Origin of the sequence: Burkholderia sp. MS455 (genome assembly GCF_016899445.1) — a bacterium.
Lineage (GTDB): Bacteria > Pseudomonadota > Gammaproteobacteria > Burkholderiales > Burkholderiaceae > Burkholderia > Burkholderia pyrrocinia_C.
Genome location: NZ_CP041779.1, coordinates 1,138,593 through 1,157,018 on the forward strand (window position 1 = coordinate 1,138,593; position 18,426 = coordinate 1,157,018).

Consider the following 18,426-nt stretch of genomic DNA (forward strand, 5'->3'; position numbering starts at 1 on the left):
TTTCGCGTTCTTGTGGCAGGCCGGTCGACACGGCACAATTGCGAATCCTTTACTGTCCCGGATGCCATGCCGTTCAATTTCCCGATTTTCCTGACGTGGGTACGGATCGTGCTGATTCCGCTCGTCGTCGGCGTGTTCTATCTGCCGGACACGGTGATGGGCGGCGCGCACCGCAATCTCGCGGCGGCGGCGATCTTCATTCTCGCCGCGCTGACCGACTGGTTCGACGGGTTTCTCGCGCGCAAGTGGAACCAGACGTCGTCGTTCGGCGCGTTTCTCGATCCGGTGGCGGACAAGCTGATGGTGACGGCCGCGCTGCTGATCCTCGTGCAGATTTCGCGGGTCGACGCGGCGATCGCGCTCGTGATCGTCGGCCGCGAGATCGCGATCTCGGCGCTGCGCGAGTGGATGGCGCAGATCGGCGCGTCGAAGAGCGTCGCGGTGAACCAGCTCGGCAAGTTCAAGACCGCGTGCCAGATGGTCGCGATCCCGATGCTGCTGTTCTACGGGCCGCTGCCGCTCGGCGTCGCGACGATCGACACGCGCGTGTGGGGCGAGTGGCTGATGTATCTCGCGGCGGTGCTGACGATCTGGTCGATGCTGTACTACATGAAGCTTGCGTGGCCGCAGATTCGCGAGCGCGGCGGCGCGTGACCCGCGCCACGCGTTCGGCGGCGCGGGTTTTTGGAAAAAGGGCTGGAAAAGCCCTTGACATACGAATGTGCCTTAGACATAATCTCGCTTCTCCGCTGCACGGCGAAGTAAGTGCGACGGGGAAGCAGTAGCGCAGCAATACGCGGGAGTAGCTCAGTTGGTAGAGCGCAACCTTGCCAAGGTTGAGGTCGCGAGTTCGAGACTCGTCTCCCGCTCCAGATTTTTCTGGCAGCGTGTTGGTCGGCAAAGCGCTGCACATGCAGGACAAATGCGGGAGTAGCTCAGTTGGTAGAGCGCAACCTTGCCAAGGTTGAGGTCGCGAGTTCGAGACTCGTCTCCCGCTCCAGGATTTTTCGGCAGCGTGTTGGTCGGCAAAGCGCTGCACATGCAGGACAATGCGGGAGTAGCTCAGTTGGTAGAGCGCAACCTTGCCAAGGTTGAGGTCGCGAGTTCGAGACTCGTCTCCCGCTCCAAGTAATGGGGAAGCCACGCTTCCCTTTTTATTTGATGGACTTACGGTCCTCGAATAAAAATCTGTCGCTTGCCTTCACGGCATCCGGACAGTCCGCTTTTGGCGCGATAGCAAAGCGGTTATGCAGCGGCCTGCAAAGCCGTTTAGGCCGGTTCGACTCCGGCTCGCGCCTCCAGGTAGTAAAAGAAAAGCCCCGCTTCGGCGGGGCTTTTCTTTTTCCGTCTCGCGTTCGACGGGTTTCGCATCGAGATGGTGTTCGATCATCGGCGGGGCCTGGTCCGTCGATTCACGTCAATCGAATCGGGTGACGCCTTGTCATGGATCGGACATAAGGTCACTTTGTTGCCCCGGTTTGCCGGCGGCTCCGACACCGTCGCGCGAGGTTCGCCTTTCGATCCGTTTCGCTCTGCACTTGCAAATGTGCCTGTCCGATTTAGTATGCGGAAACCACGCCCGGCGCGGGCGCACACTTATGCGGTAAGGAGACCCATGCACCCCCGGACGGCAGCACCTTACTCCATTGTGGCAGTCGGCATCGTGATCGCCTGCGCGCTGATGGGCCTGTGCGTGCTGCAACTGTTCCAGAGCCGCCACGACGCACTGGAGCGCGCCAGCGAGACCTCGCGCAATCTCGGCCTGATTGCCGAGCGCGACATCGAGCGCAACTTCGAGCTCTACGACCTGTCCTTGCAGGCGTTGATCCATGGCCTGCAGCGGCCGGACGTGATGGCTGCTTCGCCGGCCCTGCGGCACGGCGTGCTGTTCGACAACTCGATGACCGCGCAATTTCTCGGTTCGCAACTGGTGCTCGATGCCGACGGCAACATCATTCTGGATTCGGCCAACGACGTTCCGCGCAAGGGCAATTTCGCCGATCGCAAGTACTTCACCGTTCACCGCGACAATCCAAACGTGGGGCTCTATGTCAGCGATCCGTTCGCGTCGCGCCTGCGCAGCGGCATGCTCAGCATTGCGCTGTCGCGGCGAATCTCGAACCCGGACGGGTCGTTTGCCGGCGTCGCGCTGATTGCGATCAATCTCGAATATTTCCACCAGCTGTTCGCGGGGCTGTCGCTGGGGCGGCATGGGTCGATGTCGCTGATCGGCAAGGATGGCGTCATGGTCATGCGCCAGCCATATGATGTCCGTACCATCGGCCGCGACATCAGCAAGGCGGCAACCTTTCGACGGTTCGGAGCCGCCCCGGAGGGCTCGTTCTCGGAAACGTCGTCGATCGACGGCGTGCGCCGTCTCTACTACTTCAAGCATCTACCGACGCTGCCGCTGATCATCATGGTTGCGGAAGCCGAGCAGGACATCTATGCGGCGTGGCGGCACCGCGCCGTGACGATCGGTGCGCTTGTGGTGACGTTCGGCGCCGCGTTTATTGCGCTGTCCTTCATGCTCGGCGCGCAACTGCGGCGACGGATGCGTGCGGAATCCGAGCTTGTGCTGCTGGCGCGCACCGACGGTCTCACCGGCTTGAACAATCGCCGCAGCTTTGGCGAAGTGCTGGACCGGGAGTGGCGTCGCGCACGGCGGGCCAGTTCCATTTTCTCGCTGCTGTTCGTCGACGTTGACCGCTTCAAGGCCTACAACGACATCTATGGCCACCAGGCGGGCGACGACGCGTTGACCGCGGTCGCACGCTGCATCGGCGAAAACATCCGCCGGCCGGTAGATACCGCGGCCCGCTACGGCGGGGAGGAATTCGTGGTGTTGCTCCCCGATACCCCGCAGACGGGGGCGGCCCAGATCGCCGAGCGGATTCGCGCGGCAATCGACGAACTGGCACTCGAGCACGCCGGAAGCGAATACGGGCGCGTCACCGCCAGTATCGGACTGGCGAGTTGGGCGCCGGATCAGGAGGGGGAGCCGAGCGCCGTGATCAAGGCGGCCGACGAGGCGCTCTACTATGCAAAGGCAACCGGTCGGAACAAGGTCGCTACCTTCCAGCCCACGGCTTGATGGAAACCGGACTCCTCGGTGACCCATGGTTTGGTGGCTTCGATAACACAAAAGCCCCACTTGGCCGTTGCGGATGCAACGGCCAAGTGGGCGATCAGCCATCCACCGGCTGCGCCGGCGTTTCGAGCTTCAACTGATAGAACGCCGCATCGAGCCAGCGGCCGAACTTGAATCCCGCCTCCGTGATCGTGCCCGAGTGCACGAATCCCAGTTTCGTATGCAGTGCGATGCTCCCGGCATTGGTTGCATCGATACAGCCGACCAGCACGTGCACCTGCGCTTCGCGCGCACGCCGGACCACTTCGCGCAGCAGCAGTTCGCCGAGCCCGCGGCCGCGCTGGTCGCGGTGCACGTAGACGCTGTGTTCCACCGTGTACTTGTACGCGGGGAACGCGCGGAACGTACCCCAGCTCGCGAAGCCGAGCAGCGTGCCCGACGCGTCCACCGCGCCGACGACCGGAAAACCGCCCGCGCGCTTCGTTGCAAACCACGTGACCATCGCTTCCGGCGGGCGCGGCCGGTAGTCGTACAGCGCGGTCGAATTCACGATCGCGTCGTTCAGGATCTCGAGGATGGCCGCTGCGTGCTCGGCCTCGCTGCAATCGATCAGGCGCACGTCGTCGCGCTGTTTCGGGGAATTCATAACGGCTCCGGTTGGTTTTGAACGGGTTGCGCACACGCGCGCGCATCACGCGCTCCGCGCGCCGGCCGCGGATGCATCGCAGATCACGACGACATAGTGCGCGGCATGCGACGACGGATTGCTGAAGATCAGCGGCCGATCGAGCCGCATGGCCAGACAGTCGCCTTCGTGAAGTTCGTGAAGCTCGCTGCCGAACGTGACGTCGACGCGGCCGCTGATGATCCATATCTGCTGATGCAGTGCGCTTTCGCGTCCGCCGCTGTCGTACGCGACGCGCGCGCCGGGCGGGAAATCGACCTCGACGAGCTGGATCGGCGACGGCCAGCCGGGCGGGGACAGGTTGCGCCGCACATAGCCGGACGCCGGATCGCGCCATTCGGCCTGCTGCGCGCGCCGTGCCAGCGGCTGCGCGGGCGTGTCGTCCCGGTCGCCGCCGAACAGCCCGGCCAGCGACACGCCGAGACCTGCCGCGAGCTTGTCGAGCACGACGGCCGTCGGGCTGGCCGACGCGCGTTCGATGAGCGAGATCATCGAACGGCTGACGCCGGAGCGCGCGGCCAGCGCATCGAGCGTGTAGCCTCGAGCAGTACGCAGATCACGCACGCGCCGGGCGATGCGCTCGTTGATGCCGGTATCGTCGGCAGCGGTCGTCACTGATTCTTGCATGATGGATTAATTCTCCAGCAAACTGGAATTCGGTGTCAACGGTGCATTGGCGGCGGCCGACCGATGGCGCGATGGCCTCCGAACGCCTTGCCCGGCAGTCACGCGCAGCGTAATATACGAATCGACTACGTTTCGTTTAATTGGGGATATATGGGCATCATCAAGATTTCCGAGCACATGCACGAACGGCTGCGCTCGACGAGCACGGCGTTGAGTCGGTCGATCAACGCACAGGCCGAACACTGGCTGCGTGTCGGGATGCTGGCGGAACTCAATCCGGCGCTGTCGTACGGTGACATCTGCCGGATGCTGATCGAGGCCGAAGCACGGGGCGGCGACGTGGCTCCGGCAGAGCCGGTCGCGCATGGCATCGAGCAGGTGGCGTAATGGTGAAGCGCGAAATCCCGATCCGCGGCACCGCGGAAATCGCCAAGTCGCGCGAGGCCGCGAAGCTCGCGTCGCAGGTGCTGACGATGATCGCCGAGCATGTGAAGCCTGGCGTCTCCACCGATGAACTGGACGCGCGCTGCCGCGAATACATCGTCGACGTGCTCGGCGCGATACCGGCGAACATCGGCTACCACGGCTATCCGAAGACCCTGTGCGCGTCGGTCAACCATGTGGTCTGTCACGGCATTCCGTCGTCACGCCCGATGCGTGACGGCGACATCGTGAACCTCGACATCGCGGTGATCAAGGACGGCTGGTACGGCGATACGAGCCGCATGTATTTCGTCGGCGAACCGGGCGAACTCGCGCGGCGTCTCGTCGCGGCAACCTACGAAGCGATGCACGCGGGTATCCGCGCGGTGCGTCCGGGCGCGACGCTGGGCGACGTCGGTTACGCGATCCAGCAGGTCGCGCATCGCGAAGGGTTCAGCGTGGTCCGCGAGTACTGCGGGCACGGCATCGGCGACGTGTATCACGACGAGCCGCAGGTGCTTCACTACGGCCGTCCGGGCACCGGCGTGCCGCTGCGGCCGGGGATGATCTTCACGATCGAGCCGATGCTCAACGCGGGCAAGCGCGACACGCGCGTGCTGCCGGACGGCTGGACGGTCGTCACGAAGGACCATTCGCTGTCCGCGCAATGGGAGCACATGGTCGTGGTGACGGAAACGGGCTTCGAGGTGCTGACCGACGATGCGAAGCCGCTGGCATTTGCGGCGCTTTCCGGCACGCACGTGGCCTGACGCGTGCCGTGCGCCGCGTCAGGCGGCGCAGCGGCGCGGCGGCGCAAATGAACGGGCCCCGCAGCAGGGCCTGTTTCGTTCGAGGTCGCGCGGCACGATTCACCCGCGACTGCGGTTGCCTGTTGCGTGACGCGAGACCGCGGCTTAACCGCGCGCTTTCTGCCATGCGTGTTCGACGAACACGCGGCACAGCGCTTCCATCCCTTTGCGGTCTTCATCGTCGAAGCGTGCGGCGACCGGGCTGTCGACGTCCCACACGCCGATCAGCGTGCCGTCGCCGGCCACCAGCGGCACGACGATTTCCGATTCCGATGCCGCATCGCACGCGATATGGCCGGGGAAGTCATGCACGTCGCGCACGACCTGCGTCTCGCGCGTCTGCGCGGCCGTGCCGCACACGCCCTTGCCGAGCGCGATCCGCACGCACGCCGGCTTGCCCTGGAACGGCCCGACCACGAGTTCGGCCCCGTCGAAGAAGTAGAAGCCGGCCCAGTTGAGGCGGTCGAGCGAGTGGTAGACGAGCGCGGAGAAATTCGCCGCGTTCGCGGTCAGGTCGCGTTCGGACTCGACGAGCGCACGTGCCTGCTCGACAAGCGTCGCATATTGATCGGCCTTGGAGGCGGTGGGGTCGTTGGACAGCGTGAACATGGCGGGAAAGCGATAGGGGTTGTGAAAATGCGCGATGCGCAAAATGCGCGATGCGCGTCCCGCAGTCTACGGCACGCGCGTGCGGTCTGCAGCGCGCGGTTGCGTGTGACGCGGCGCGCTCAATCGGGCTCGAGCCCGGCAAACCGCTCCGCCAGAAAATCGAGCAGCGCCCGCACCGCGGGCAGCAGCCCGCGCCGCGACGCGAATACTGCGTGCACGATCTCGCGGCGCGGCGCCCAGTCCGGCAGCACGGTCGCCAGTTCGCCGTGCGCGACCTCGTCGCGTACCATCATCGTCGGCAATTGCACGACACCGACGCCCGCGACCGCCGCCGCGCGCAGCGCGAGCATGCCGCCCGTCACGAAGCGCGGCTGGTGATGGATTTCGGCCTGAGCGCCGTCGGGCCCGCGCAGCCGCCACACGTGCGCGGACTGTGGCACGCCGTGATCGAGGCTCGGCAGACGCGCGAGATCGGCGGGAACGGCCGGCACGCCATGTTCGCGCAGCAGTGCGGGGCTCGCGACGAGGCACTGGCCGCGCTCGGCCAGCACGCGCAGCGCGAGATCGCTGTCCTCGAGCGGCGGCGGGCGCACGCGGATCGCGACATCGATCCCTTCGCCGACCACGTCGACGCGCCGGTTGGTCGCTTCAAGGTGGATCTCGACGCGCGGGCACTCGGCCATGAACGCGGCGATCATCGTGCCGACCAGCGAATCGAGCAGCACGATCGGGCAACTGACGCGCACGATGCCGCGCGGCTCCTCGTGCAGCAGCGCGATCGCCTCGTCGGCCGCATCGGCCTCGACGAGCATCGCGCGGCAATGCGCGTAATAGGTCTGGCCGACGTCGGTGACCGTGAAGCGGCGCGTCGAGCGCTGGATCAGCCGCATCCCGAGCCGCGCCTCGAGCAGTGCGACGCGACGGCTCAGCTTCGATTTCGGCATGTCCAGCGCGCGCCCGGCCGACGCGAAGCCGCCATGCTCGACGACCTGCACGAAATAGTAGAGATCGTTCAGATCTCGTTCTTTATCGTTCATGAAATGGAACGCTGAGTGCGATTTTGGCAGTCTACCGGATCGATCGTTCCACCTCTATATTCATGCTCAGGATGCGAAACACGTGTTTCGCCGCAATTTGGAGAGGGCAATGAAGAAGATCCAGGGTGTGTACAGTGCGCCGCGCGGCCATTGGGTCGGCGACGGTTTCCCGGTGCGTTCGATGTTCAGCTACCAGTCTCACGGCGCGCACCTGAGCCCGTTCCTGCTGCTCGACTACGCGGGCCCCGCGACGTTCGAGCCGGCTTCGGCTCCGCGCGGTGTCGGCGAGCATCCGCATCGCGGGTTCGAAACGGTGACGATCGTCTATGACGGCGAAGTCGCGCACCGCGACTCGACCGGCGCGGGCGGCGTGATCGGCCCGGGCGACGTGCAGTGGATGACGGCCGCGAGCGGGATCCTGCACGAGGAATTCCACTCGGAGGCATTCACGAAGCGTGGCGGCCCGCTCGAGATGGTGCAGCTGTGGGTGAACCTGCCCGCCGCGGACAAGATGGGCGCACCCGGCTACCAGACGCTGCTGAACGCGGACATCCCCGTGGTCGAATTGCCGGACGGCGCGGGGCGTGCGCGGATCATCGCGGGCGAACTCGACGGGCGGCGCGGCGCGGCCCGCACGCACACGCCGATCGACGTGTGGGACGTGCTGCTCGTGGCAGGCGGCCATGCGCGGTTCCCGGTCGCCGACGGGCGCACGCTCGCGGTGGTCGTGCTGAGCGGCACGGTGCAGGTGAACGGCGAGACGGTCGCCCGCGAAGCGCAGTTCGTGCAACTGGGTCGCGACGGCCGCGACGTCGAGATCGAAGCGAACGGCGACGCGAAGCTGCTGATCCTGAGCGGCGAGCCGATCGACGAGCCCGTCGTCGGTTACGGGCCGTTCGTGATGAACTCGCAAGCGGAGATCCGTACCGCGATCGAGGATTTCAACAGTGGCCGCTTCGGCAAGATGCCGGCATGACGGACAGGCCCCGCGCAATGCGGGGCCTTTTTTGCGCGCGGGCGTTACGCGCGGGCGGACGGTCGCGCGTGCTTCGAGGCATAATCAGCGGTTGCCGCGCGCCGGCCGGCGCGCCCGAATCAGGACCGCACATGAACGCATCCGCACCCGCCGCATCCTCGAGCGCCGCCGATCTCGACTGGCGCTGGAAATCCTTCGACGCGCTGACGGCGCGCGAAATCTACTCGATCCTCGAAGCGCGCAGCGCGGTGTTCGTGGTCGAGCAGAACTGCGTGTATCACGATATCGACGATGCGGACCAGGCCGCGTGGCACCTGGCCGCATACGATCCGGCCGGCCGTCTGGCCGGCTATCTGCGCGTGCTGCTGCCCGATGCGCAGAACACCGACGTGCGCATCGGCCGCGTGCTGACGACCGCCGCGTTTCGCGGCGCGGGCCTCGGCAACGGGCTGCTGTCGCGCGCGCTCGAGCATATCCGCGCGCAGTGGCCGGATACGCCCGTGAGCCTGCATGCGCAGGCCCACTTGCAGCGCTTTTACGGCGCATTCGGCTTCACGCCGAGTTCGGACGTGCACGACGAGGATGGTATCCCGCACGTGTGGATGAGCAGCACGCGCGCGTGATGCGCGACGCGCCCGGCAGTCAGTGCGCGGTGCGCGCCACCGATGGCTGGTCCGCGCGCTGCACGGCCCGTTCGCCGATCAGGCGCCCGCGCGCGGACAGCCGCAGCCAGTGCCGCAGCGCGATCAGCGCGCCGATCACGCTCATCATCGAGCCGGGAATCCACAGCAGCAGGCCGCCGATCTGCTGGTCGCGCAGCGGGCTCAGCCACGTGAACGCGCGGCCGCAGATCGAGTAGATCGGATACAGCTCGTGCGGCGTGAAGAAGATCAGCGCGCCGAGCGCGATCTGCGGCGGGATCGCCGCGACGACGATCAGGATCCGGCGGCCGGGCGACAACCGCGCGGGCGGCGCGGGGCGCGGATCGACGACGAGCCACCAGAACAGCAGCCCGTCGATCACCATGCTCCAGTTCATCACGCGATAGAGGCGCCAGTCGAGCATCGCGATGAAGTGGATCGGCGACAGCAGCCAGAAATAGATCAGCCCGACGAACAGCACGACCGCGACGACGGGATGGAACACCACGTCGAGCGTCGCGCGCACGGGCGCCCACGCGAGCGCGGGGCGCACGAAGCGCTGCCGCCAGCGAAACGGGATGCCCGCGCGAATCGCCGCGCCCGGATAGGACAGCGCGATGAAGAACGGCCCGAGGTGGTGCAGCACGAGGTGCTGCGCGCGGTGCAGGAAGAACTCGTGCTCGAAGAAATAGTCGAGCCGCGTATGCAGCGCGATGTAGAGTGCCGTCAGCCCGAACCAGAACGAGAACTGCCGCAGCGGCGACACCTTCGCCTTCTTCATGCCGCGCGCGAACAGCACGGCAGCCGTCAGCACCGCGATGACGACGGTCGGCGACGGTTCCCACGGATCGAGCCAGTACAGGAGGTTCATCGCGCGCGCATCACTTCGCCTGGGCCGGCGACTTCACGGCGAACGGCGTGTCGACCGTTTCGCCGTCGGAGAATTTCAGGCGCAGGTGCACGGTGTCGCCCGGCTTGATCGCGTGTTTCGGCTCCTCGAGCATGAAGTGATAGCCGCCCGGCGCGATGTCGACCTTGCCGCGCGCGGGGATCGTCAGCTTGTCGACCATTTCCATCTTCTGCGTCGAGCCGTTCGAGACGGTCTGGTGCAGCATCGTCATCCCGTAGTCGGGGCTGTCGACATCGACGAGATCGACCGGCTTGTCGCCCGTGTTCACGAGCGTCACGTAGCCGCCGGCCGGCAGCTTGTTCGGCAGCCACCTCACCCACGCGTTCTGCGCGGTGATCGTGCCGGCGGCATAGGACTGGGCGGCGGCGCACAGCGCGGCGAGGAGGGCGAACGTCTTGAGGGTCGTTTTCGTCTTCATGTCGGAATGCATTCAGGTAGTGGGGGCGGTGTCGATGATCCGGCGCACATCGGCGGCGATGGCGTCGGGCGAGTCGCGGTCGGTCGCGAGCAGGCGCGCGCGGCCGCTCGCGTCGAAGATGTAGACGGCCGAGCTGTGCGTGACTTCGTAGCCGCCGGACGGATCGCGTTTTTCCATCTGGTACGCAACGCGATAGCGCTTTGCGAGCGATTCGATCTGGCGATCGGTGCCGGTCAGGCCGCGCGCATGCGCGGGGTCGAACGCTGCGACATACGATTGCATCGCCTGCGGCGTGTCGCGCGCGGGATCGACCGAGACGAACAGGATGCGCGCGTCGTTCGCCTGCGGGCCGAGCTTCGCGAGCACTTCCATCAGCCGCGCCATCGTTTCGGGGCAGACATCGGGACAGTGCGTGTAGCCGAAGTAGACGAGCGCGACGCGGCCGCGGAATGCATCGGCTTCGACGGGATGGCCGTCGCCGCCCGTCAGCGTGAACGACAGGTCGGGCAGGTGGCCGGTGACGTTGGTCAGGTTCCAGCGCGGCTCGTCGCGCGTGCACGCGGCGAGCGCCATGGCGGCGGCGAGGGCCGCGGCCGTGCGGATGAAACGGGAGAAGCGCCGGCGCGGCGCGGGACGGGCAGACGGCATCCTGGGGCTCGATCGGACGGAATGGTGGCCGGCCGGCGCGGCGCCATGCGTCGCGCGGCAGGCGGTTGCGACTGTAGCGCAATTCGCGCGCCTGCGTCCTTTCGAAACCGGTACGGCGCGGGCGAGCGGGGCAATATGTCGCAGTCGACGCGGCTGGCGGCGCGCTGCTTGCGATGCGCCGGTTTCGCCCAACTCGATGCGCAGGCGCGGTAAGATGCGCACAATTCCATTCGCGCAGCGGCAGCCCGGCGTTTGCCGGCCGCCCCTCACATTATCGAATCGATGCAATCCGTTCCGGCTTCCCTGTCCCTGACCGATACCGCGTTCTTCTTCGACTTCGACGGCACGCTCGTCGAACTGGCGCCGACGCCCGACAGCATTCACGTTCCGCCGTCGCTGCCGACGCTGCTCGACGAGCTGCGCCGCCGCTCGCACGGCGCGGTCGCGATCGTGTCCGGGCGCGGCATCGACAACCTCGACACGTTCCTGAAGATGCCCGGCCTGCCGATCGCCGGCCTGCACGGCGCGGAGCGCCGCGATGCGAACGGCGACACGCAGCGCATCGGCTTCAACGACGAACGTCTGCTGCGCATCGAGCGCGAGCTCGCGGCCGTCGTCGACCGTCATTCGGGCATGCTGCTCGAAATCAAGGGCGCGGCCGTCGCGCTGCACTATCGCAACGCGCCCGAGCGCGAGGCGGTTGCGCGCGAAGCGGCCGAGCGCCTCGTCGCCGAATACGCGGATGCGTATGTGCTGCAGCCCGGCAAGATGGTGTTCGAGATCAAGCCGAAGGGTGTCGACAAGGGGCGTGCGCTGGCCGCGTTCCTCGACGAGCCGCCGTTCGCGGGCCGCATGCCGCTGTTCGCGGGCGACGACCTGACCGACGAGAAGGGCTTCGCGGTGGTCAACGCGCGCGGCGGCCTGTCGATCAAGGTCGGCGCGGGCGAGACGTCCGCCCGCATGCGGCTCGACTCGGTCGACGCGCTGCACGAGCAGATCGCGTGCTGGCTTGGCGCGGGGCTGCCGCACGCATGAGCCGGCTCATCATCGTTTCAAACCGCGTCGCCCCGATTTCGGAAGGCGAACCGGCGGCGGGCGGCCTCGCGATCGGCGTCTACGATGCGCTGAAGGAGACGGGCGGCATGTGGTTCGGCTGGAGCGGCGAGGTCGTCGCCTCCGGCGCGCCGCAGATCCGCATCGAGGAGCGCGGGCCCGTGACGTTCGCGACCGTCGGCCTGTCGCGCCGCGATTACGACCAGTATTACCGCGGCTTCTCGAATGCGACGCTGTGGCCCGCGTTCCATTACCGCGCGGACCTGATCCAATACGACCGCCACGAATTCGACGGCTATCGCCGCGTCAACGTATGGCTTGCGCAGCAGCTCGTGCCGCTGCTGCAGGACGACGACGTGATCTGGGTGCACGACTATCACCTGATCCCGTTCGCACGCGCGCTGCGCGAGGCCGGCGTGAAGAATCGCATCGGCTTCTTCCTGCACATCCCGTTTCCGGCCGCGCAGGTGCTCGTCAACGTGCCGCCGCACCGCGAGCTCGTCGAGTCGCTGTGCGCGTTCGACCTGCTCGGTTTCCAGACCGAGCCCGACCTGCGCGCGTTCTGCGACTACGTCGAATTCGAGGCGGGCGGCGAGGTCGAACGCGACGGCCATACGGTGCGCGTGCGCGCGTTCGGCCAGACGCTGCGCGCGGCCGCCTATCCGATCGGCGTATATCCGGACGAGATCGCGACGCTCGCGCAGGCGGGCGAGCACGGCAAGGCCGTACGCACGCTCGCGACGTCGCTGCGCGGGCGGCAACTGATCATGAGCGTCGACCGGCTCGATTATTCGAAGGGGCTCGTCGAGCGGTTCCGCGCGTTCGAGAAACTGCTCGAACACCAGGCGTCGATCCGCAACCGCGTGTCGTTCCTGCAGATCGCACCGTCGACGCGCGCGGACCTGCGCGCATACCAGGACATCCGCCTGCAGCTCGAAGCGGAGTCGGGGCGCATCAACGGGCGTTACGCGGAGCTCGACTGGGCGCCGATCCTCTACATTCACCGCCAGTACGACCGCCAGGTGCTGGCCGCGCTGTACCGGCTCGCACGCGTGGGTTTCGTGACGCCGCTGCGCGACGGGATGAACCTCGTCGCGAAGGAGTATGTGTCCGCGCAGAATCCGGACGATCCGGGCGTGCTCGTGCTGTCGCGTTTCGCGGGCGCCGCGCGCGAGCTGACGGGCGCGCTGATCGTCAATCCGATCGATATCGACGGGATGGCCGATGCGCTGTCACAGGCGCTGACGATGCCGCTCGCCGAGCGGCGCGCGCGTTACGCGGACATGATCGCGCAGCTTCGCGAGAACAACGTGTCGGTGTGGCGCGACAACTTCCTGCGCGATCTGCAGCATGGCTAGCCGGTAGGTCCGACGCATCGCGCGGCGCATTCCGCGTCATCCCGGCTGGCCGTTCCCGATGCAATGAAAAAAAGCCGCAGTGCGTGAAGCACTGCGGCTCTTTTATCGGCTGCGCGCGGACGCGTCAGGCCACGCGTTCGCCGGTCGGCGCGTTGCCGTCGGGGGCCGCGTGATGGCGGCCGTGCTGCTTCGCGAGCAGGTCGCGATACAGGCCGGGGCGGTTGCGCAGTACTTCGGGGCTGCCGTCGTCGATCACCTTGCCGTTGCTCATCACGATGATCCGGTCGAAGTTGCGCAGCGTCGACAGGCGGTGGGCGATCGCGATCACCGTGCGGCCGACCATCAGGCGGTCGAGCGCGCTCTGGATCGCTTCCTCGGATGCGCTGTCGAGCGCAGACGTCGCTTCGTCGAGCAGCAGGATCGGCGCATCCTTCAGGATCGCACGTGCGATCGCGATGCGCTGGCGCTGGCCGCCCGACAGCTTGACGCCGCGGTCGCCGACGATCGTGTCATAACCTTCCGGCATCGCCTCGATGAACTCCGCGCAGCGCGCGTCGCGCGCGGCGGCGAGCACTTCGTCGCGGGTCGCGTCGGGGCGGCCGTACGCGATGTTGTCGTAGATCGTCCGGTGCAGCAGCGAGATGTCCTGCGGCACGAGCGCGATCGCGTGGCGCAGGCTGTCCTGCGTGATCGCCTTCACGTCCTGGCCGTCGACCTTCACGACGCCGTCCTGCGTGTCATAGAAGCGCTGCAGCAGCGCGAGCACGGTCGACTTGCCGGCGCCCGACTTGCCGATCAGGCCGACGCGCTGGCCCGGTTCGATATGGAGATCGAAGTGGTCGAGGATCGCACGGCGGTGCGGATACGCGAACGTCACGCGCTCGAAGGCGACGCGGCCGCCCTTGGCCGACAGCGGCTGCGCATCGGAGCGGTCCTGCATCCCGTGCGGCTCGAGCAGTGTCTTCACGGCTTCGGACAGCCGTGCGACGTGCTGCGTGACGTCGACGAGCGCAACCGCGAGATCGCGCGTGCCGTGCAGGATCGTGAAGCCGAGCGAGCTGACGAGCACGATGTCGCCCGACGTCGCGCGGCCCTGGTCCCACAGCCACAGTGCCCAGCCGAGCAGGCCGGCGGACAGCATCGCGGTGATCACCGCGTGCAGCAGGCGCAGCTTCTCGAGATAGAGCAGGCTCTGCTGGCGCGCGTCCATCTCGGCCTTGACCGTCGCGCCGAAACGCTTCTGCTCGCGCAGCGTCATCCCGAACGCACGTACGAGGCCCATGTTGCCGATCACGTCGACGAGTTCGCCGTCGACCGCCGCGGCCTTTGCCGCGAACGCATGGTGGCGGGCCGAGCCGCGCCCGGCGAGCTTGAACAGGATCACGGACAGCACCGCCGAGCAGCCGAGCAGGCCGGCGGCCATCAGCGGATTGACGACGATGATCATCAGGATCGCGCCCATCACCGCGATGCACGGCGGCAGCACGTTCCACGCCATCGTGTTCTCCGACGTGTAGACCGCGTTCGACGTGGCCGTGATGCGGCTCGCGAGCGTGCCGGGCTGTTTTTCCGAGTAGTAGGTCGGCGAATGGCCGATCAGGTACTGGAACAGGTCGCGCCGCAGGTCGCCGGTGACCGCGACGAACGTGTGCGCGGCGACCCAGCCGCCGACGCGCCACAGCAGGTTGTCGGCCGCGATCAGCCCGACGAGCAGCGCGAACGCGCTCCACAGCGGGCCCGGGTGATGGCGCCCGGTCGCCAGCACGTCGATCAGGTGCTTGATCGCGTATTGCGAGCCGAGCGCGCAGCCGACGGCGGCCAGCACGCTGCAGAGCACGATGAGGTGGGCCACGGGATGCAGGCGGATGTAGCGGAACAGGAACGCGATCGGCCGATGCGCGTAGCTCGACAGCTTCGCGTTGTGGGCGTTGCGCTGGGCAGGGGTGAGAGATTCCAAAATATGCGTGCGGTGATTCGGTGGTTGAGCGTTGCGGCGGGATCGCATGCCGGCGTTCGCCCGGACTGAATAATCCGGCATTGTAAACAACGCATGCGTTGCGCTGCGCGAATCTTGCCTTGGCCAGGGGCTCGCGATCTATTTTGAGATAAAATCCGGCATCCCGTCCTGCCTCATGTGCCGGAATCAAGCTGCCGGCAGTCACGGGTGACCAGGATCGCCAAAAGGGCCTTCCACTCTAGAACGGACACCCGAGTCCGCGGGTTGCAAAGTGTTGCGCCTTTGTAACAAAGTAAAGTGTTTGAAATGTTGTGCGCCGTATCGGGATTAACCCTAGATAATCGGCTCCGGGTTCGATTCCAGGTTTTTTTACGAACCCCTGTCAACGGGTCTTCGTTTCAAACGTTCTATGCCTGTCGCGTCGCCGACGCTCCTCGAGCAGCGCGGGTTCGACGCCCCCGGCAGGCTGATTCGTCCGATTTTTCGGACGAAATGCATCCAGCCCGGAGACCGCCGGCAGGTTGCCGACCCAACCTGGTTTTTAGCCGATTTTTTAGGAGTTACGCATGCGAATCGCCCAAATCGCTCCGTTGCACGAAGCAGTTCCCCCGAAGCTGTACGGCGGTACCGAGCGAGTGGTGTCCTATCTCACCGAAGCACTTGTCGAGATGGGGCATGACGTCACGCTCTTCGCGAGCGGCGATTCGCAAACCTCCGCGAAGCTCGAAGCGTGCTGGCCGCAGGCGCTGCGCCTCGACCCGACGATCCGCGACGTGATGGCACCGCACATGCTGCTCCTCGAGCAGGTGCGCCGCCGCGCGGAAGAGTTCGATGTCCTGCACTGCCACATCGACTACTACCCGTTCTCGCTGTTCTCGCGCCAGCCGGTTCCGCATCTGACGACGATGCACGGCCGTCTCGACCTGCCGGAACTGCAGCCGATCTTCAACGCATTCAGCGACGTGCCGGTCGTGTCGATCTCCGACAACCAGCGCATCCCGCTGCCGCAGGCGAACTGGCTGTCGACCGTTTATCACGGCCTGCCGGAAAACCTGCTGACGCCGATCCCGAACGTGAAGCCGAGCTATCTCGCGTTCCTCGGCCGCATTTCGCCGGAGAAGCGCGTCGACACGGCGATCCGCATCGCCGAGCAGGCCGGCCTGCCGATCAAGATCGCCGCGAAGCTCGACAAGGCCGACCGCGCGTACTACGAAGAGAAGATCAAGCCGCTGTTCGCGCTGCCGCACGTCGAGTACATCGGCGAAATCAGCGAGTCCGAAAAGACCGAATTCCTCGGCAACGCGCACGCGCTGCTGTTCCCGATCGACTGGCCGGAGCCCTTCGGCCTGGTGATGATCGAGGCGATGGCATGCGGCACGCCGGTGATCGCGTTCAAGCGCGGCTCGGTGCCGGAAGTGATCGACAACGGCGTGTCGGGCTTCGTCGTCGAAGACGAACTGTCGGCCGTCGCGGCGCTCAAGCGCCTCGATACGCTGCCGCGCGAGAAGGTCCGCGCCGCGTTCGAAGCACGCTTCTCGTCGAAGGTGATGGCGCAGAACTACGTGAAGGGCTACGAGGAACTGCTGCGCCAGAAGCGCCGCACCGTGCTCCGCGAAGTCAACGCAAGCTGATTCGCCGGCCGCCGCCGCACGGCGGCGCGCGGCCGTCATCGACGCCCCGTCCGGGTTCCCGGCGGGGCGTTGTCACATCCGCGGCGCGGATCTGTTGTATTCTCGCCGCGCCCGACGCCGCGAACGGCCCATGAAGCGGCCGGGCATGCCATCCGGCAGTCTGTCCAGGCGGTAATGTCCCTATAATGGCCGTGCCGTGAAATCCGGCCCCGCACGATCATCCAGAGGAGAGCTGTCTTGGCGAGAACGAAAACCACGCGCGCAGCGCCGGCCCCGGGCGCCGGCGTGATCTTCGCGTTGCGCGCGATCGGTCTCGTGCTGCTCGCGCGCTGGCTGTTCTCGATGTCCCAGATGGGCTATCGGGCGTCGCTGTCGGCGATGGTGTCGTCGCCGTGGGCGTTCGTCTACCTCGTGCTGATCTTCCTGCTGCTCGCGTTGCCGGGTGCCGTCGCGCGCGCCGAGCGGCCGTTTCATCCGTTGCCGCAATGGCTGCGCCAGGCGCTGCGCGTCTTCGCGCTGATCGGCTTCCTGTTCGCCGTCTGGTCGGTCGGCGCGTTCGCATGGGCGGCCGGCTGGCGCCGCGCGCTGCATGCGGTGACGGCGACCAACGGCTGGCTCGTCGCCGCGCCGGCGCTCTATGCGGCGATCGTCTGGATCTGCCGTCCGCGGCCGCTGTGGCGGACCAACGTGGCGGCACGCCGCTTCGCGGTCGGCCGCTACGCGATTTCGCTCGACGTGCTGACGCGTACCGCGATCGTCTGGATGGAAAGCCGCAAGGTCGGCCAGTACGACGCGCGCGAGCTGTCGGTGCGCTGGCCTGGCCGGGCGGCGCCCGTCGCGGGTGATCAGGGCGCGCCGGACGTGCAGCCGGCGGCCGTGCCGCCACGCGGCGGCGGCCTGTTCCGGCGGCCGAAGGTGGAGTTGCTGTGGGATTCGCCGGCAGCCGTCGGCCATAACCGGCAGATCGTGATGCGCGCGCCGCTTGCGACCGAGGGCGACCGCGTCGCGGTGCTCGCGCTCGACGCGGCGCTCAAGCAGATCGTCTGACACGGCTCGCGCACCGGGCGCGGGCGACAAGGAGGCACGATGATCGTCCGTTGGTTGCTGGCTGCCATTCACCTGAGCGCGTTCGCCGTCGCGTTTGCCGCGATCGCGGGGCGCAACCGCGCGTTGCGTCGGCTCATCGCGTCGGCGCAGGCGGCCGACCTGCCCGGCGTATTCAAGGCCGATGCTGCCTGGGGGCTGTCGGCGCTCGTGCTGATCGTGACGGGGCTGATGCGCGCGTTCGGCGGTTTCGAGAAAGGCACCGCGTACTACCTGCACGAACCGCTCTTTCATCTGAAGATGACCGCGCTTGTGATGATCCTGCTGCTCGAGGTCGTGCCGATGCTCGGGCTGATCCGCTGGCGTGTCGCCGCGCGGCGGCAGCAGATGCCCGACATCGGCCGCGCGCGCACCTATGTGCGGATCGGCCATTGGCAGGCCGTGCTGCTGGTCGTCATCGTGTTCGCCGCATCGGGGATGGCGCGGGGGATTGGGGCGGCCGGCTAGGG

General features: G+C 66.8%; 19 protein-coding genes and 4 tRNA genes. 15 read left to right on the top strand and 8 right to left on the bottom strand.

Annotated elements, in window-relative coordinates:
• Nucleotides 1–66: 66 nt before the first annotated feature.
• The 6 genes from pgsA to FPJ27_RS24540 all read left to right on the top strand — a co-directional run bounded on the left by pgsA (nucleotide 67) and on the right by FPJ27_RS24540 (nucleotide 3,094).
• Nucleotides 67–654: a CDP-diacylglycerol--glycerol-3-phosphate 3-phosphatidyltransferase gene (pgsA, locus tag FPJ27_RS24515; RefSeq protein ID WP_034183114.1), complete on the top strand. Its 588-nt coding sequence runs from the start codon at nucleotides 67–69 to the stop codon at nucleotides 652–654.
• Nucleotides 655–796: 142 nt separating this feature from the next.
• Nucleotides 797–872: transfer RNA gene (locus tag FPJ27_RS24520), tRNA-Gly, on the top strand.
• Between the two features lie 52 nt (nucleotides 873–924).
• Nucleotides 925–1,000, top strand: a tRNA-Gly gene (locus FPJ27_RS24525).
• A gap of 51 nt (nucleotides 1,001–1,051) precedes the next feature.
• Nucleotides 1,052–1,127: transfer RNA gene (locus tag FPJ27_RS24530), tRNA-Gly, on the top strand.
• A gap of 100 nt (nucleotides 1,128–1,227) precedes the next feature.
• Nucleotides 1,228–1,301: transfer RNA gene (locus FPJ27_RS24535), tRNA-Cys, on the top strand.
• A 314-nt stretch (nucleotides 1,302–1,615) separates the two neighbouring features.
• A complete protein-coding gene (locus FPJ27_RS24540; RefSeq protein WP_072435983.1) occupies nucleotides 1,616–3,094 on the top strand; it encodes a sensor domain-containing diguanylate cyclase in 1,479 nt (492 codons plus the stop codon).
• Between the two features lie 94 nt (nucleotides 3,095–3,188).
• Here FPJ27_RS24540 and FPJ27_RS24545 read toward each other — a convergent pair whose 3' ends face one another.
• A complete protein-coding gene (locus tag FPJ27_RS24545; protein ID WP_034183116.1) occupies nucleotides 3,189–3,737 on the bottom strand; it encodes a GNAT family N-acetyltransferase in 549 nt (182 codons plus the stop codon).
• Nucleotides 3,738–3,782: 45 nt separating this feature from the next.
• The gene (locus FPJ27_RS24550) at nucleotides 3,783–4,403 is read right to left on the bottom strand and encodes a helix-turn-helix domain-containing protein (protein ID WP_204426035.1); all 621 of its coding nucleotides are present in this window, start codon (nucleotides 4,401–4,403) and stop codon (nucleotides 3,783–3,785) included.
• Nucleotides 4,404–4,553: 150 nt separating this feature from the next.
• On the opposite strand from FPJ27_RS24550, the gene FPJ27_RS24555 reads away from it, so the two are divergent.
• Together FPJ27_RS24555 and map are read left to right on the top strand one after the other, a co-directional pair.
• Nucleotides 4,554–4,790 (top strand): ParD-like family protein, encoded by a 237-nt coding sequence (locus tag FPJ27_RS24555; RefSeq protein ID WP_034183118.1) that lies wholly within the window; start codon nucleotides 4,554–4,556, stop codon nucleotides 4,788–4,790.
• Nucleotides 4,790–5,596 carry a type I methionyl aminopeptidase gene (map, locus tag FPJ27_RS24560; RefSeq protein WP_204426036.1) on the top strand — a complete coding sequence of 269 codons (807 nt, stop codon included), beginning with the start codon at nucleotides 4,790–4,792 and terminating at the stop codon, nucleotides 5,594–5,596. Before FPJ27_RS24555 ends, map begins: the two co-directional genes overlap by 1 nt.
• A gap of 144 nt (nucleotides 5,597–5,740) precedes the next feature.
• Here the strand turns inward: map and FPJ27_RS24565 are convergent, their stop codons facing one another.
• Nucleotides 5,741–6,244: a GAF domain-containing protein gene (locus tag FPJ27_RS24565; protein ID WP_072435979.1), complete on the bottom strand. Its 504-nt coding sequence runs from the start codon at nucleotides 6,242–6,244 to the stop codon at nucleotides 5,741–5,743.
• 119 nt (nucleotides 6,245–6,363) lie between these two features.
• On the bottom strand, nucleotides 6,364–7,281 hold the full coding sequence (locus FPJ27_RS24570) for a LysR family transcriptional regulator (protein ID WP_204426037.1): 918 nt from the start codon (nucleotides 7,279–7,281) through the stop codon (nucleotides 6,364–6,366).
• A gap of 109 nt (nucleotides 7,282–7,390) precedes the next feature.
• Between FPJ27_RS24570 and FPJ27_RS24575 the strand changes: the two genes are divergently transcribed.
• Together FPJ27_RS24575 and FPJ27_RS24580 are read left to right on the top strand one after the other, a co-directional pair.
• Nucleotides 7,391–8,257, top strand: a complete 867-nt coding sequence (locus FPJ27_RS24575) for a pirin family protein (RefSeq protein ID WP_204426038.1) — start codon at nucleotides 7,391–7,393, stop codon at nucleotides 8,255–8,257.
• Nucleotides 8,258–8,388: 131 nt separating this feature from the next.
• Nucleotides 8,389–8,880 (top strand): GNAT family N-acetyltransferase, encoded by a 492-nt coding sequence (locus FPJ27_RS24580; RefSeq protein ID WP_204426039.1) that lies wholly within the window; start codon nucleotides 8,389–8,391, stop codon nucleotides 8,878–8,880.
• Between the two features lie 19 nt (nucleotides 8,881–8,899).
• Here FPJ27_RS24580 and FPJ27_RS24585 read toward each other — a convergent pair whose 3' ends face one another.
• The 3 genes from FPJ27_RS24585 to FPJ27_RS24595 are packed head-to-tail and all read right to left on the bottom strand — an operon-like array spanning nucleotide 8,900 to nucleotide 10,874.
• Nucleotides 8,900–9,769, bottom strand: coding sequence for a cytochrome c oxidase assembly protein (locus tag FPJ27_RS24585; RefSeq protein ID WP_072435975.1), 870 nt, complete (start codon nucleotides 9,767–9,769; stop codon nucleotides 8,900–8,902).
• Nucleotides 9,770–9,779: 10 nt separating this feature from the next.
• A complete protein-coding gene (locus FPJ27_RS24590) occupies nucleotides 9,780–10,226 on the bottom strand; it encodes a copper chaperone PCu(A)C (RefSeq protein ID WP_204426040.1) in 447 nt (148 codons plus the stop codon).
• Nucleotides 10,227–10,238: 12 nt separating this feature from the next.
• A complete protein-coding gene (locus FPJ27_RS24595; RefSeq protein ID WP_204426041.1) occupies nucleotides 10,239–10,874 on the bottom strand; it encodes an SCO family protein in 636 nt (211 codons plus the stop codon).
• A 282-nt stretch (nucleotides 10,875–11,156) separates the two neighbouring features.
• Between FPJ27_RS24595 and otsB the strand changes: the two genes are divergently transcribed.
• Both otsB and otsA read left to right on the top strand, forming a co-directional pair.
• The gene (otsB, locus tag FPJ27_RS24600) at nucleotides 11,157–11,909 is read left to right on the top strand and encodes a trehalose-phosphatase (protein ID WP_072435973.1); all 753 of its coding nucleotides are present in this window, start codon (nucleotides 11,157–11,159) and stop codon (nucleotides 11,907–11,909) included.
• Entirely contained in the window at nucleotides 11,906–13,285 is a 1,380-nt protein-coding gene (otsA, locus tag FPJ27_RS24605; RefSeq protein ID WP_072435972.1) for an alpha,alpha-trehalose-phosphate synthase (UDP-forming), read from the top strand. The genes otsB and otsA overlap by 4 nt, the downstream gene beginning before the upstream one ends.
• Nucleotides 13,286–13,409: 124 nt before the next feature.
• On the opposite strand, the gene FPJ27_RS24610 is transcribed toward otsA, so the two are convergent.
• Nucleotides 13,410–15,242, bottom strand: a complete 1,833-nt coding sequence (locus tag FPJ27_RS24610; RefSeq protein ID WP_072435971.1) for an ABC transporter ATP-binding protein — start codon at nucleotides 15,240–15,242, stop codon at nucleotides 13,410–13,412.
• Between the two features lie 566 nt (nucleotides 15,243–15,808).
• On the opposite strand from FPJ27_RS24610, the gene FPJ27_RS24615 reads away from it, so the two are divergent.
• The 3 genes from FPJ27_RS24615 (at nucleotide 15,809) to FPJ27_RS24625 (ending at nucleotide 18,424) form a co-directional block, all read left to right on the top strand.
• On the top strand, nucleotides 15,809–16,873 hold the full coding sequence (locus tag FPJ27_RS24615; RefSeq protein WP_006476459.1) for a glycosyltransferase family 4 protein: 1,065 nt from the start codon (nucleotides 15,809–15,811) through the stop codon (nucleotides 16,871–16,873).
• Between the two features lie 237 nt (nucleotides 16,874–17,110).
• Complete coding sequence (locus FPJ27_RS24620) at nucleotides 17,111–17,920, top strand: hypothetical protein (RefSeq protein ID WP_204426042.1); 810 nt, start codon at nucleotides 17,111–17,113, stop codon at nucleotides 17,918–17,920.
• 39 nt (nucleotides 17,921–17,959) lie between these two features.
• Nucleotides 17,960–18,424 carry a DUF2214 family protein gene (locus tag FPJ27_RS24625; protein ID WP_204426043.1) on the top strand — a complete coding sequence of 155 codons (465 nt, stop codon included), beginning with the start codon at nucleotides 17,960–17,962 and terminating at the stop codon, nucleotides 18,422–18,424.
• Nucleotides 18,425–18,426 lie beyond the last annotated feature (2 nt).

Bases quoted from the DNA above. Each gene is read 5' to 3' on its own strand.
- pgsA (WP_034183114.1), top strand. From the start codon at position 67: ATGCCGTTCAATTTCCCGATTTTCCTGACGTGGGTACGGATCGTGCTG.
- FPJ27_RS24540 (WP_072435983.1), top strand. From the start codon at position 1,616: ATGCACCCCCGGACGGCAGCACCTTACTCCATTGTGGCAGTCGGCATC.
- FPJ27_RS24545 (WP_034183116.1), bottom strand. From the start codon at position 3,737: ATGAATTCCCCGAAACAGCGCGACGACGTGCGCCTGATCGATTGCAGC.
- FPJ27_RS24550 (WP_204426035.1), bottom strand. From the start codon at position 4,403: ATGCAAGAATCAGTGACGACCGCTGCCGACGATACCGGCATCAACGAG.
- FPJ27_RS24555 (WP_034183118.1), top strand. From the start codon at position 4,554: ATGGGCATCATCAAGATTTCCGAGCACATGCACGAACGGCTGCGCTCG.
- map (WP_204426036.1), top strand. From the start codon at position 4,790: ATGGTGAAGCGCGAAATCCCGATCCGCGGCACCGCGGAAATCGCCAAG.
- FPJ27_RS24565 (WP_072435979.1), bottom strand. From the start codon at position 6,244: ATGTTCACGCTGTCCAACGACCCCACCGCCTCCAAGGCCGATCAATAT.
- FPJ27_RS24570 (WP_204426037.1), bottom strand. From the start codon at position 7,281: ATGAACGATAAAGAACGAGATCTGAACGATCTCTACTATTTCGTGCAG.
- FPJ27_RS24575 (WP_204426038.1), top strand. From the start codon at position 7,391: ATGAAGAAGATCCAGGGTGTGTACAGTGCGCCGCGCGGCCATTGGGTC.
- FPJ27_RS24580 (WP_204426039.1), top strand. From the start codon at position 8,389: ATGAACGCATCCGCACCCGCCGCATCCTCGAGCGCCGCCGATCTCGAC.
- FPJ27_RS24585 (WP_072435975.1), bottom strand. From the start codon at position 9,769: ATGAACCTCCTGTACTGGCTCGATCCGTGGGAACCGTCGCCGACCGTC.
- FPJ27_RS24590 (WP_204426040.1), bottom strand. From the start codon at position 10,226: ATGAAGACGAAAACGACCCTCAAGACGTTCGCCCTCCTCGCCGCGCTG.
- FPJ27_RS24595 (WP_204426041.1), bottom strand. From the start codon at position 10,874: ATGCCGTCTGCCCGTCCCGCGCCGCGCCGGCGCTTCTCCCGTTTCATC.
- otsB (WP_072435973.1), top strand. From the start codon at position 11,157: ATGCAATCCGTTCCGGCTTCCCTGTCCCTGACCGATACCGCGTTCTTC.
- otsA (WP_072435972.1), top strand. From the start codon at position 11,906: ATGAGCCGGCTCATCATCGTTTCAAACCGCGTCGCCCCGATTTCGGAA.
- FPJ27_RS24615 (WP_006476459.1), top strand. From the start codon at position 15,809: ATGCGAATCGCCCAAATCGCTCCGTTGCACGAAGCAGTTCCCCCGAAG.
- FPJ27_RS24625 (WP_204426043.1), top strand. From the start codon at position 17,960: ATGATCGTCCGTTGGTTGCTGGCTGCCATTCACCTGAGCGCGTTCGCC.